The organism is Bacteroidales bacterium, from assembly GCA_035647615.1.
Classification (GTDB): Bacteria; Bacteroidota; Bacteroidia; order Bacteroidales; family 4484-276; genus SABY01.
This window is the reverse complement of the sequence record DASRND010000005.1, coordinates 60,979-73,682: the sequence shown is the minus strand read 5'-3', so window position 1 is coordinate 73,682 and position 12,704 is coordinate 60,979. Positions and strand designations below refer to the sequence as shown.

Below are 12,704 nucleotides of genomic sequence, written 5' to 3'. Positions count from 1 at the left end.
AAGGATCAAAACATCCAGCATTCATAGAGGCCTTTGCCGAATTTGTGATAAAGACACAAGTGGAAATTTTGCTTTTTCATCATTAAAAAGTTGAGCTACAAAATTATAACATTTTTACAAGCGGGATGAAACGATGTAATTTTTATTGATTCTAAATTGCAGGCTTCAGTCATCAGCCCACAGTCGGCAATAACGAAGGCGAAAAACTCTCTATAGTTACAAAGTGTAACACGTTTTCTACACTGAGTAACACTGTGAAACTTTATTACCTACGAACAACACTCGCCCTGTGGTGGTTGAGCTTGTCGAAATCAGCGTAGTCGAAGGGAACAACAAACATCCAGAAAACGGGGTTTATTAATCAACAAAAACATCTGACCTATGGAAACATTTGCCGACAAGGCCATCCGATTTCATCAGCAACTACAACTGGAACTGCCCGGCAGCGACGTGGCTGTGATGAATCCTTTCCGCGACAAGGCGGTGATGCGGATGGTGACGCAGTTTTACAAACAATTTTTCGACGACAACAACCCTCGCACTTTTCTGCTGGGAATCAACCCTGGGCGCTTTGGAGCCGGCATAACGGGAATATCATTTACCGATCCCATTCATCTCGAAACAAAATGCGGGATTGTTAACGACTTCGACAAAAAGCACGAGCTTAGCTCGCAGTTTATCTATCAGGTGATCGACGCCATGGGGGGCGCCAAAGCCTTTTACAGCAAGTTTTATTTCACGGCCGTTTCGCCGCTGGGGTTTACACGTGCCGGCAAAAACGTCAACTATTACGACGAACCAGCATTTAAGCAGCTGGTGCTGCCATTTATCCAAACTACGCTGCAGGAACAATTGGCTTTTGGTGCGGGACGTCGCAGCGCCATTTGCATTGGAGGCGGCGAAAACTACAAGTTCCTGAACCGACTCAACGACGAGCTGCAACTCTTCGAAGAAATAGTGCCGCTGGAACACCCGCGCTTTGTGATGCAATATCGCCGCAAATCGCTGGATGATTACATTAATAAATATTTGACTACTCTTAAAAGATGTGAACTTTCCAACAGTCGATAAACTACTCTGCCGTCTTGTTGTTCTATCTTTTTATCGAAAGGGGAACGAAATGGATCACTACGAAAAATCTATCCGCAAACGCCTGTTGCGCGGCTTCATCATCTCTGCAGGAATCATTTTAATGATCGCCCTCCTGTTTTTTTCACTGGCAATCTTTCTATAACTCCGACCATCATTCCAAATTCAATTTCTACATTGTCATTTAATACAGACGCCCGATCTGGCGTTTCTACAAATTCGATCGCCCCCTTCAGCCTGTTAGTTTTGACAAGCTGGTTTCGACAATCTGGCTTCGGCTCCGCTCAGCCACCAGAGCCACCGAAACCACAGCAACCACCCACCGCAGGGTAATCGTAATTCGTAATTTCAAGTTACAACCTGCGACTTCTTTTTACCTTCCGTCGACCATTTTCTCTACAAAACAGTGTATTTTAATCATTCTTAGTACTTTTACCAACTTTGAAAAAAGCATTAACATAGAAATCTTAAAATAAAACAAAACATGAAAATCTCTATTGTTGGTACTGGTTACGTTGGATTGGTAACAGGCGCTTGCTTTTCCGAGGTAGGAATTGATGTGACTTGTGTTGATATTGACGAACAAAAAATTGAAGGGCTGAAAAAAGGTATCGTCCCTATCTATGAGCCTGGTCTTGAAGACATGGTAGATCGCAACGTGGAAAAAGGACGCCTGCATTTTTCGACCAATCTGGCCAGCACAATCGACGGAGTGGATGTTATCTTTTCGGCAGTAGGCACCCCTCCCGAGGAAGACGGCAGCGCCGACATTAAATACGTGCTTGATGTAGCACGAGAGGTGGGCAAAAATATGACCGACTACATCCTCATCGTTACCAAGAGCACCGTGCCGGTGGGCACCGCTGCCAAGGTGAAACAGGCCATCAACGAGGAGCTCGACAAACGCGGCGTTACCATTCCTTTCGACGTAGCTTCCAACCCCGAGTTTCTCAAAGAAGGCGCTGCCATCGAGGACTTCCTCAAACCCGACCGCATAGTTGTTGGTGTGGATTCAGAAAAAGCCGAAGGAATATTGAGCCGTTTATACAAACCCTTTACCCTCAACGGCCATCCTATCATCATCATGGACGTGCCTTCGGCTGAGATGACAAAGTATGCCGCCAATGCCATGCTGGCTACCAAAATCAGCTTTATGAACGACATCGCCAACTTGTGCGAGATCATAGGTGCCAACGTCAACATGGTGCGCAAAGGCATCGGCAGCGATTCGCGCATCGGCAAAAAGTTTATCTATCCCGGAATAGGATACGGTGGATCGTGCTTCCCAAAAGATGTACAAGCTCTGATAAAAACTGCCGAACAAAACGGATATGATCTGCGTGTGCTGAAAGCTGTGGAAGAGGTGAACACCTCGCAAAAATCAGTGCTTTTCGAAAAGCTATACCGCTATTTCGACGGAAAGCTCAAAGGTAAAAAGATTGCCATTTGGGGATTGTCATTTAAGCCACAAACCGACGATATGCGCGAAGCTCCTTCGCTGGTAATTATCGAAAAATTACTGGAAGCCGGCGCCGAGGTGATTGCCTACGACCCGGTAGCAGTGGAAGAGGCAAAACGCCGCATCGGTGAAGACATTACCTATGCAAAAGATCAGTACGAAGCGCTGATAGATGCCGAAGCATTGCTGCTGGTAACCGAATGGCGTGAGTTTAGATTTCCGAATTTCACGGTGATGAAAAAACTCATGACCAAGCCCCTGATCTTCGATGGACGAAACGTTTACGAACCCGAAGAAATACATAAACAGGGATTTGAATACTTCAGCATCGGGATGGGAAATCCCGTTGAGAAATAACGGAAACATGTCGCTATGATTAATCGATGCTTTTCTTTAGCCATAATTTTGGCGCTTTTCCATCAACATTTAAAAGTTAATAAAAACACATTTCAATGAAAAAGAAAATACTGGTAACGGGTGGCGCCGGATTTTTGGGGTCGCACCTTTGCGAGCGACTGCTGGCCGATGGCAACGAAGTAATTTGTCTGGACAACTATTTTACAGGCCAAAAGCAAAATGTGGTTCACTTGCTGAAGAATCCTTATTTTGAGCTGGTGCGCCATGATGTGACGATGCCATTTTTTATCGAAGTGGAACAGATCTACAACCTGGCGTGTCCCGCCTCGCCCATCCATTATCAGTACAATCCCATCAAAACCATAAAAACCAGCGTAATGGGCGCCATCAATATGCTGGGGCTGGCCAAACGCACACGCGCCACCATATTGCAGGCTTCAACAAGCGAGGTTTACGGCGACCCGGAAGAACATCCGCAAACGGAAAGCTACTGGGGACATGTGAATCCCATCGGCATTCGTGCCTGCTACGACGAAGGCAAGCGCTGCGCCGAAGCGCTCATGGTAAACTACCATCGCCAAAATGGTGTCGATATCAAAATACAGCGCATCTTTAATACTTATGGCCCGCGGATGCACCCCAACGATGGCCGCGTAGTTTCCAACTTTATCGTGCAGGCGCTCAACGGCAAAGACATCACCATCTATGGCGACGGCTCGCAAACGCGCAGCTTCTGCTATGTGGACGATCTGATAGAAGCCATGGTTCGCATGATGAACTCACCGAAACATCTTACCGGCCCCGTCAACACCGGCAACCCAAACGAGTTTACCATCCTGCAACTGGCTTTGCTGGTTATCGAGCTAACGGGTTCCTCATCAAAAATCGTTTACGAGCCCCTTCCCAGCGACGACCCGCTGCAACGCCAACCCGATATTACGCTGGCCTTCAAAGAGCTTGGATGGAAACCTGTGACTCAATTGCGTGAGGGACTTACAAAAACCATCGAATATTTTAAAAGTATTGATACAAAAAACCTATAAAAATTATGCATAACATATTGGTTACCGGCAGCAACGGACAGTTGGGAAACTCACTCAGGGAAATTGCCGGCAGCTTTCCGCAATATCATTTTCATTTTACAGATATCGACGAACTCGACATCACCGATGAGCAAGCCGTAGCGCAAATGGTAAAGAAGCTGGACATTCATTGCATCATCAATGCTGCCGCCTACAACGCGGTGGATCGTGCCGAGAGTGAACCGCAGGTGGCCAATCTGCTCAATGCCGAAGCCGTGGGGAATCTGGCGCGCGCCGCGACCGGAGCCAAAGCACTTTTGGTACACGTCTCCACCGACTATGTTTTCGACGGCACCAGCTACCACCCTATCAGCGAAGAGCAAATACCAAATCCCGTTTCGGCTTATGCACGTTCCAAATATGCCGGCGAGCAACAGGCGCTTTCGCTAAATAAAAAAAGCGTAGTGGTGCGCACCTCGTGGCTCTATTCCGAATACGGCAGCAACTTTATGAAATCGATGATAAGGCTGGGGAAAGAACGCGAAGAGATTGGCGTGGTGTACGATCAGATTGGAACGCCAACTTATGCCGGCGATTTGGCAGATGCCCTTCTCTGTCTACTGCCTGAATTTGATAAGCTCACACAGCCCGAAATATTTCAGTATTCCAACGAAGGCGTTGCCAGTTGGTACGACTTTACGGTGGCAATCCATGAACTGGTGGGCATTACGTGCAACGTCAAACCCATTCGCACCTCCGAATATCCGCTGCCGGCGCCCCGCCCGATGTACAGCGTGATGGCCAAAGAAAAAATAAAACAAACCTTCGGAATTACAATCCCCCACTGGCGGACAAGTCTGGAACGTTGTATCGGAAAGTTGCTAAAAAGCCAATAGCAAATATTTACTCCATTGCTACCGGGATGATTATCTTTCCCTCCCGCCACGAACCCATTTATTACTATGTTTGCCCGATCATTAAAACAAAAATAAATCGACATGCTATGAAGCGTTCTTTAACTTGGCTACCGCTCTTTATCGCAACGCTACTTTTAGCAACTCCCGCTATTGCTCAGCACAACAAAAACCTTGTTGGTTATTATCCCAACTGGCAGTGGTACGACCGCAACCAGCTCATCAATCCGGAAGCGTTGTATTACGAAAAATACACCGTGATCAATTATGCATTCTTCAGACCATTGGACGATGGAAGCATCGAATCGACGGATAGCTGGGCCGACGAGAACCTGTTGCTGGGGCCTACGATCTGGTGGCCGGTGCAAACCCACGATTCTACCCGCAGCCTGCCTTATCTGGCGCACCAGGCCGGAGTAAAAGTGGTGCCATCCATCGGGGGCTGGACTTGCTCCGATAAATTTCCGGCAATTTCTGCCAACCCCACAAAACGACAAACCTTTGTGATGCACTGCATCAGCCTCATCCAAACCTATCATTTCGACGGCATCGACCTCGACTGGGAATATCCGGGCTACGCGCCTCAGGGCGGAACACCTGCTGATAAGGTAAATTTTACACTTTTGCTACAGGAACTGCGGACGGCCCTCGACGCATTGGGAAATCAAACCGGACAGGATTATCTATTGACTTCATGCTTTGGTGCTACCGCAGATAAAATGGACAATATCGAGTGGGAAAATGTGCTGCCACTGCTCGACATGATCAACCTAATGACCTACGATTTTCACGGTTCGTGGGATGCAGAGAGCAACCACCATACGCCCCTTTACAACCCTCCAATTGGCAATCCGCTTTGGTGTTTTGACGGAGCTTTTACGCTTCTTACCGAAACCTATAATGTTCCTGCCGAAAAAATTAACCTGGGCATTGCTTTTTACGGAAAGGCACTGGCCAACTGCACGCAACTTTATGGCAGCCATACAGGATACGACGGCTCGACCTTTTGGGAAGACGAAGGTCAGCCACTTTATTATAATATTCATAAACGTTTGGATATGTTCAGCTACTATTGGGACGACCAAGTGAAATGTCCGTATTTGTTGGGAAATTACATCAACACTTTCGTAACCTTCGACAACACCCTTTCGGTGGGCTACAAAGCGCAATATGTAAAGGATCACAATGCCGGCGGGATTATCATCTGGGAAATTACCGGCGACTACGTTGAAACTTTTGCAGGATCAGGAATTATCCAGGGAACGCAATTGCTCGACACCATCCATGAGGTTTTTAATGCAACGGTTCATGCACCTTCACTTCCTGGCACACCCACCATTTCGGTGTTTCCCAATCCGGCTTCACAACAGATTTATATATCAACACCATCGACGCCCACTGAGATTCTTATTTACAATATGAACGGGGAAAGCGTGGAGGCACCTTTTAAAGATAACTGTGCGGATTATTTCCAAACTAAAAAACGGGATGTACCTGTTGGACATTAATGATGGCAATCTGCGGTATCAGACTAAGTTTTTGAAAAAGTAAAAAAATTCTTACCGGCGTTTCGAGGAGGCTGATCCTCGTCCACATTTATTCTTACTGGCTTTGCCTGCTGTTTCTGATCAATTTTTTTTAACAGGCAAAGCCTGCAAAAACAGAAACGACTTAGGCACAGCCTAAGCTGATCGAAACCGAACGGGGCTTCGACTTGGTTCGGCTACGCTCACCAACCGACGCTCAGCCACCTCAGATTAGATTTAACGAGAAGCCAAATCACAAATAAATTTCAAAAATCAAATTTCAAATTCGCTCAGCGCCTGGGCTATTTGATTTCCCTCCACTATATTACTTGGTTGTTTTTTGGAATTTCAACAAAAGCTCCAATTATTAAAATCCGAAATTTTGCACATACAAATGAAGCTCTACCTAATCGAGCGCTGCAGGTATTCGCGGTAGTCGCGGCGAAGGGGCTCGTAGTCGCTGCCAAAGAGTGGCGAGGAAATAAGATAATCGGCGCTGGCACGGTTGGATGCGGTGGGGATATTGTGCAGCACAGCCAGCCGCAGCAACGCCTTCACATCCACGTCGTGGGGCTGCTGTTCCATGGGATCCCAGAAAAATATCAGGATATCGATGTTACCCTCGGCGATCATAGCGCCAAGCTGCTGGTCGCCACCCAGAGGCCCCGACTTGAGTCGGATCATCTGCGTGCTCTCTGCCTCCTCCGCCGTCAGCTCGCGGTCGAGCACATCTTTTAGCAGTCGCCCGGTCGTTCCGGTACATATCAGTTGGTGTCCCGAAAGTTTCTTGTTATTCCATTTCACCCAGGCCATTATGTCGGGTTTCATGTGATCGTGTGCCACCAGGGCAATCTTTTGTTTTTTCACCTCCGTCGATATCATTTCTTACAATATTTTGTTTTTATAATTCCGGCAAAACTACAAAAATCGAAACTTCCAGTCATGCCGACGCTGGAAAATGAAGGCTTTCAATATTGAAGAAATTGAACTACCAAGGATTCCTCTGTAGTTGCCAACTCTTATGGTTCAGCAAATTTGTAGGGAGATTCCAATTCCTGATCTTATTTAGATTATTATGTACGATACTACGTCGCACATTTCTTGTCCCTTCTTTCCAAACTATCCGGAAATTCCAGATAGTTGAATCGTTATCTAATTCATTGGTATTGTAAACGTTTAGAATGTGCTCGTTGACTGTGCGTACATCTTTTTTAAAAAGCTCTGCCATTTGCAACTGCGTGAGCCAGATAGTATTTTACAGTTGAATGGTAACGACGATTGGTTATTTAAGCCGGTAGGCTGCACCAAAGCCCAAAGAAATGGTTCCAATTTTTTGAGAGAACTCAAAGTCTTTAAATTCGGGCTTGGTGGAAAAGTAATCAGCATTTAACAGAAGGGCTACTTTTTTACCAACATTTATTCTAAATAGGGTACCAACATTTAAAGCAAAGGAAAGTGATTGTTTTGGATTCAGACCGAGATAGGACACTGCTGTGGATGCATAGCCTATCATTGGCCTAAAATCCCATTCTACTTTTTCTGAAAGTGAAAACGATACCAAAGGACCAACCACTATTCCACCATAAGCCCAGGAATCATCGCCTTTAGAATCAAGCGGATTTGTGGCTCCAAACCAAATTGCTGTAATGCCAATATTTTCTCCAAAAAGATAGCCGAAATTAACCAGATTGATTTGCATGCCGGTTTCAGCCAAACCGTTTGATTTATTAGCAAAATCTCCCACCGGAAATGAAACTCCAAGCGTTCCTCCGAGGTATCCTTTTCTTTTCCCGGACGTCCCTTTTAATTCGCCCGGCAATTCTTTCGTGATTTTCTCAATTTCATCGATCCGGAAAACAAACAAGTTTCCGTCGGCTGTCGAAATTGTTATGGTTTTGTTAGGAACTTGTTCTACAATTACCCCGCGGATGATACTTCCGTTTTTAAGATACACCACCTCCTGAAAATTACTCTGTGCAAATGACACAGATGCAATGAATGCAAATAAAATCAGTACTACAATTTTTTTCATGATTCCTATATTTTATTTTCTAAATTGCGTGGTATTTCAGCTTTTGCTATGCTGTTTTTCAATTACCAAAGATAGAAAGTGTTTCATTGCAAGCAGTATGTCGTCATTAATTTATTTTCATTCTAAATAAAAAACTGGTTTCGACTTGGTTCGGCTCCGCTCACCAGCCGACGCTCAACCAACACTATCGTGATGGCTCCCCCCCGAAACCAAAAAACCCCCGCTGCATCAATTTGCAGCGGGGGTTTTAGAATTTAATTTTTAAGCCGTGGTTTCGACTACGCTCAACCACCGGAGTTCTTGAGCTTTATTCAAGCATCAGCCTCCCAGGTTGCGCATCATCTCTTCCTGCGTGGTTTCCTGGAAGCCTTCGGGGATTTCAAACTCTTTGTCTTTTACTTTCATCTTTTCCACCTCAATGGCGGTCATTGTCATGGTCATTCCCTGGCCGGCAGCCATGTCGTATTTGAGCATTACGCCTTTGATTTCCTTGAAATAAGGATTGTTAAAGTTGATGTTTTCAGGTGCTGCAAGTTCTTCAGTGAACCAGGCCGTGAAAACAGGATCGCTTTCTTTGGCGCCCTTCACAATGGCTTTTTTGCAGGTGTAACCGGCAATCTCCATAGTTTCGCCGGTGATGGTGACGTTCATCTCGCCCTCGCTTGCAATTTCCTGAGCAATCTCATCGGCACTCTGGCGGATGGCATACTTCTGCCCCATCATGTTGATCAGGCTTGTCTGAACGCCTTTACTCAAATCGATAATGGAACCCTGTGTGCCCATTTGTGTAAACATCTCGGTTTTCACCTTGTTGTCGCCAATGAGCATGGTCATGGTTTTGGGAAGCATTCCGCGCGCCTCCTCGGGCAAGTCCTTCATATCGAAATCGATTTTGAAGGTAATCTTACCGGTAAAGTGCTTCTGGCCCACGGCAGTTCCGACGACCAGCAGCAGCATCATTAATAAAGCAATAGGTTTTTTCATCGTTTTCATATTTAGATTAATAAAAAAGGTTTCGTTGTTATTTTACCGTCCTAAGTGATTTTTTCCATCGGATTTTACCATCGAACAGGCCTTTGTTTTTATCCAGCGACAGCCACACAAACACTGCTTTTCCGACGACATGGTCGGCGGGCACAAAGCCCCAGAAGCGTGAGTCGAGAGAGTTGTCGCGGTTGTCGCCCATCATCCAGTAATAATCCTGAGCAAAGGTATACGTATCGGCCAATTGGTCATCAATAAAAATCTTATCGCCTTCGATGCGCAGGTCATGGTTTTCATAGGCATCGATGATTTTGCGATAAAGCGCTATGTTATCCATGCTGATGGGAACCGTTTCGCCTGCTTTTGGAATCCACAGCGGACCAAAGTTATCCTGGTTCCATCGGTAGCGGCGCGTGTCGTGCGGAAATACGCGGTCGCTCACATTTTCGGTCGTCATCATTTCCATCTCCACGCTGGCTATGCGGGGATTCTTCCGAAGTATTTCAGCTTTTTCGCTGCTCATGGGCAGGTAAAACTGATTGGCCGGCAGCCATCCTGCTGTATAATAAATCTGTCCGTTACGACTGCGCGCCGGATAAAGCATGGTGGCATTGCCGTCGTCGCCCATCTCAATTTTGCAGTAGCCCCTTCCGGGAATGATGGCATAACCTTCCGAAATATTCATCATGTCCATCAGGTTGGTAAGCTCGCTCTGGCGGAAGCTGTTTCCGTCGGTGGTCACGGTATATTGAAACTGCATGCCCTCTGGCACAAAGGCTTTTTGGCTATTAATAAATACTTCTTTATTAATAATGGTAATGGTGTCGCCGGGCAGACCGATGCAGCGTTTGATATAGTTTTCGCGCTTGTCAACCGGACGCGCCACCACATCGTATTTGCGCCACACTTCGTTGTAGCCTTCGTCGCGCACGATCTGATAATAATCTTCGCTTTGCCGCTGCAACACCACCGTGTCGCCGCTTGGATAATTAAACACCACAGCGTCGTAACGCTCCACACCGCCAAATCCCGGAAAACGGTAATAAGGCAGTTTGATCCATTCGAGGTAACTCTTGGTAGATTCAGTGAAAGGCAGGGTGTGATGCACAAAAGGAAAAGCCAGCGGCGTGTTGGGAACTTTTGGGCCGTAAGCTACTTTACTCACAAAAAGGAAGTCGCCCACCAGCAACGATTTTTCCATGGAAGAGGTGGGGATGGTGTAGGCTTCGAAAATAAAAGTACGGATGATGGTGGCCGCCACCACAGCAAAAATGATGGCATCGACCCATTCGCGGGTTACCGTTTTTTTAATTTGCAAACGCTTGTCGGGCGCGATGTATTTCTGCTGTTTGTCGATTCCCAGCCAGGGCAGATAGATAAAAGGAAACAGCACTGCCAGCGCCTGGTTGCCCAGATCGTATTTGCCAAAGGCTTTGGCCGTTTCGACAATCATCAGAAAAACCATAAAAATATTGATGAAAGGCACCAGCAACAGCAGAAACCACCAGTAGGGCTTGTCGTTGAGACGGTTCCATTCCCAATAGTTGAGCATCGGCACAAAAGCCTTCCATTGGCTTATGCCGGCTTTTGGAAAAATGGGCGCCAGCAAGGCAGGGAAGAAGAGAAAGATGAGGATCAGGATAATGAGTGTTAACATTTTTTGTTTTTGAAAATTAATAACTTGAAACGCGAAAAGAACTAAAGCCGTGCCGGTAATTGGTTAATAAATGTTAATGCCCCGCGCCGGTCATATCGTCCATGGTAAAAAATCCTTTTTTACCGATGACCCATTGTGCCGCCTTCAGCGCACCAACAGCAAAACCGCGCCGACTCAGGGCGGTATGTTTTATCTCGATTACATCTTCGGGCGACGAGTAGGTAACAACATGCTCACCATTTACCTCGTCGATACGATGCGAAACTACAGGGAAAGTGTCTGTCCCACCAGATTCATCATTGTTCCAGCAAGTTTTGCGCTGCAACTTTTCCAGGAGATCATCGGCCAGCACACGCGCCGTTCCGCTGGGTTTGTCGAGCTTGTGGATGTGGTGCGTTTCGTCGATGCGCACCTCGTAGCCAGGCAGCTCATTCATCATTGCGGCAAGCTGGCGGTTGAGTCGAAAAAAAACATTTACACCCAAACTGAAATTGGAAGCAGTAAATAAAGTCTGATGGTTTTGGACGCAATAAGCACGAACATCGATTTTGTGGTGCTCCCAGCCTGTAGTGCCCGTAACTACCGGAATGTTTCGCCGGAAGCATTCATGAATATTTTCGACCACAGCGTCGGGCGTGCTGAACTCAATGGCAACATCAGCTTGTTTCAAACCCTCTTCGTTATTTTGCCAATCATCGGGATTATCGATTGCGGCCACAATCTGGTGCCCTCCTTCTTTGGCCATCTCCCCGACGAGCTTTCCCATTTTGCCATATCCTATTAAAGCTATTTTCATAAAAAGAATGTCATTATTTAGGTGGCTGATTAGATTGAACGATTGATTTTATAGATTTAGAAATTCCATCGCTCACCCCCCCGCCCCCCTGAAGGGGGGGGTGCCAACGCACAATCGAGATCGTGTGGGCTGGCTTCCCCTTTAGGGGATTGAGGGGTAGCGCGGGCATTTATAGAATAAGACTTCTTATGTGTAATTTGTGTTTTAAAAGACATCAGCAAAACAGTTATCAAAAATATTAAAATTTATAACGCAGCGTAAGCCCCATAGCCGGTCGTGCCGAAAAGAAGTAGTTGTCTTGCACAGGCGTAAACTGCAGACTTATGTCGTCGCTCACATCAAAATTGTAAAGGTTGGCATCCACGCTTGCATCGACGATTTGCAGCAGGTAAAGCACGCCGGCTATGATCCAGCTTAGCTCGGTGTTGCGGCGATAGAAGTTGCGCCCCTCCTGCAGTTGATTGAGGTTGCCATCGTATTTCATAACAAGCTCGTTGTTGGCAAAAGCGACGGTGTCGTTGGTATAAACGATGTTGTAGGCTGTGCGGAAATCGCGGTAGTTGCGGGTGTTGGTGGTGATAAAATAAGCCAATGTTCCAAAGCCGGCGTAGATGATCGGGATCTTCCAGTATTTGCGATTGTACGCCTGACCGAGGCCCGGCAAAACGACGGAATAAAGCGTGGCTTTTTTTGCATTATGCCAGGGCACTGTATCAACAGGAAGCGTGGCGCCGTTTTGTTGTGCCTGGACAGCAAAGGTTACCAGCAACGCCATCAATAGCAGCAAATGCCGTCTGCCGAAAGGCAACCGTTCCAACATATTGCTTTTTTGTTGGTGCATCTGCAAACCACGGGCATCATCATGCAT

General features: G+C 46.5%; 11 protein-coding genes. 5 read left to right on the top strand and 6 right to left on the bottom strand.

Annotated elements, in window-relative coordinates; genetic code table 11:
• The first annotated feature begins 381 nt into the window (after positions 1-381).
• From VFC92_02460 to VFC92_02440, 5 genes are all read left to right on the top strand, one after another.
• Positions 382-1,071, top strand: a complete 690-nt coding sequence (locus VFC92_02460; GenBank protein HZK07039.1) for a uracil-DNA glycosylase family protein — start codon at positions 382-384, stop codon at positions 1,069-1,071.
• Positions 1,072-1,573: 502 nt separating this feature from the next.
• On the top strand, positions 1,574-2,905 hold the full coding sequence (locus tag VFC92_02455; GenBank protein HZK07038.1) for a UDP-glucose/GDP-mannose dehydrogenase family protein: 1,332 nt from the start codon (positions 1,574-1,576) through the stop codon (positions 2,903-2,905).
• Between the two features lie 95 nt (positions 2,906-3,000).
• The gene (locus tag VFC92_02450; GenBank protein ID HZK07037.1) at positions 3,001-3,948 is read left to right on the top strand and encodes a UDP-glucuronic acid decarboxylase family protein; all 948 of its coding nucleotides are present in this window, start codon (positions 3,001-3,003) and stop codon (positions 3,946-3,948) included.
• A gap of 5 nt (positions 3,949-3,953) precedes the next feature.
• Positions 3,954-4,823 carry a dTDP-4-dehydrorhamnose reductase gene (gene rfbD / locus VFC92_02445; GenBank protein HZK07036.1) on the top strand — a complete coding sequence of 290 codons (870 nt, stop codon included), beginning with the start codon at positions 3,954-3,956 and terminating at the stop codon, positions 4,821-4,823.
• 107 nt (positions 4,824-4,930) lie between these two features.
• The gene (locus VFC92_02440; GenBank protein ID HZK07035.1) at positions 4,931-6,349 is read left to right on the top strand and encodes a glycosyl hydrolase family 18 protein; all 1,419 of its coding nucleotides are present in this window, start codon (positions 4,931-4,933) and stop codon (positions 6,347-6,349) included.
• A 420-nt stretch (positions 6,350-6,769) separates the two neighbouring features.
• Here VFC92_02440 and VFC92_02435 read toward each other — a convergent pair whose 3' ends face one another.
• From VFC92_02435 to VFC92_02410, 6 genes are all read right to left on the bottom strand, one after another.
• Positions 6,770-7,249, bottom strand: coding sequence for a methylglyoxal synthase (locus VFC92_02435; GenBank protein HZK07034.1), 480 nt, complete (start codon positions 7,247-7,249; stop codon positions 6,770-6,772).
• Between the two features lie 400 nt (positions 7,250-7,649).
• A complete protein-coding gene (locus tag VFC92_02430; protein ID HZK07033.1) occupies positions 7,650-8,399 on the bottom strand; it encodes a hypothetical protein in 750 nt (249 codons plus the stop codon).
• Positions 8,400-8,717: 318 nt separating this feature from the next.
• Positions 8,718-9,383: a DUF4412 domain-containing protein gene (locus VFC92_02425; protein ID HZK07032.1), complete on the bottom strand. Its 666-nt coding sequence runs from the start codon at positions 9,381-9,383 to the stop codon at positions 8,718-8,720.
• Between the two features lie 37 nt (positions 9,384-9,420).
• Positions 9,421-11,040 carry a signal peptidase I gene (gene lepB / locus VFC92_02420; protein HZK07031.1) on the bottom strand — a complete coding sequence of 540 codons (1,620 nt, stop codon included), beginning with the start codon at positions 11,038-11,040 and terminating at the stop codon, positions 9,421-9,423.
• A 73-nt stretch (positions 11,041-11,113) separates the two neighbouring features.
• A complete protein-coding gene (gene dapB, locus VFC92_02415) occupies positions 11,114-11,836 on the bottom strand; it encodes a 4-hydroxy-tetrahydrodipicolinate reductase (GenBank protein ID HZK07030.1) in 723 nt (240 codons plus the stop codon).
• A 238-nt stretch (positions 11,837-12,074) separates the two neighbouring features.
• Entirely contained in the window at positions 12,075-12,704 is a 630-nt protein-coding gene (locus VFC92_02410; protein HZK07029.1) for a DUF5683 domain-containing protein, read from the bottom strand.

Bases quoted from the DNA above. Each gene is read 5' to 3' on its own strand.
- VFC92_02440 (HZK07035.1), top strand. From the start codon at position 4,931: ATGAAGCGTTCTTTAACTTGGCTACCGCTCTTTATCGCAACGCTACTT.
- VFC92_02430 (HZK07033.1), bottom strand. From the start codon at position 8,399: ATGAAAAAAATTGTAGTACTGATTTTATTTGCATTCATTGCATCTGTG.
- VFC92_02410 (HZK07029.1), bottom strand. From the start codon at position 12,704: ATGCATGATGATGCCCGTGGTTTGCAGATGCACCAACAAAAAAGCAAT.
- VFC92_02460 (HZK07039.1), top strand. From the start codon at position 382: ATGGAAACATTTGCCGACAAGGCCATCCGATTTCATCAGCAACTACAA.
- dapB (HZK07030.1), bottom strand. From the start codon at position 11,836: ATGAAAATAGCTTTAATAGGATATGGCAAAATGGGAAAGCTCGTCGGG.
- rfbD (HZK07036.1), top strand. From the start codon at position 3,954: ATGCATAACATATTGGTTACCGGCAGCAACGGACAGTTGGGAAACTCA.
- lepB (HZK07031.1), bottom strand. From the start codon at position 11,040: ATGTTAACACTCATTATCCTGATCCTCATCTTTCTCTTCTTCCCTGCC.
- VFC92_02435 (HZK07034.1), bottom strand. From the start codon at position 7,249: ATGATATCGACGGAGGTGAAAAAACAAAAGATTGCCCTGGTGGCACAC.
- VFC92_02425 (HZK07032.1), bottom strand. From the start codon at position 9,383: ATGAAAAAACCTATTGCTTTATTAATGATGCTGCTGCTGGTCGTCGGA.
- VFC92_02455 (HZK07038.1), top strand. From the start codon at position 1,574: ATGAAAATCTCTATTGTTGGTACTGGTTACGTTGGATTGGTAACAGGC.
- VFC92_02450 (HZK07037.1), top strand. From the start codon at position 3,001: ATGAAAAAGAAAATACTGGTAACGGGTGGCGCCGGATTTTTGGGGTCG.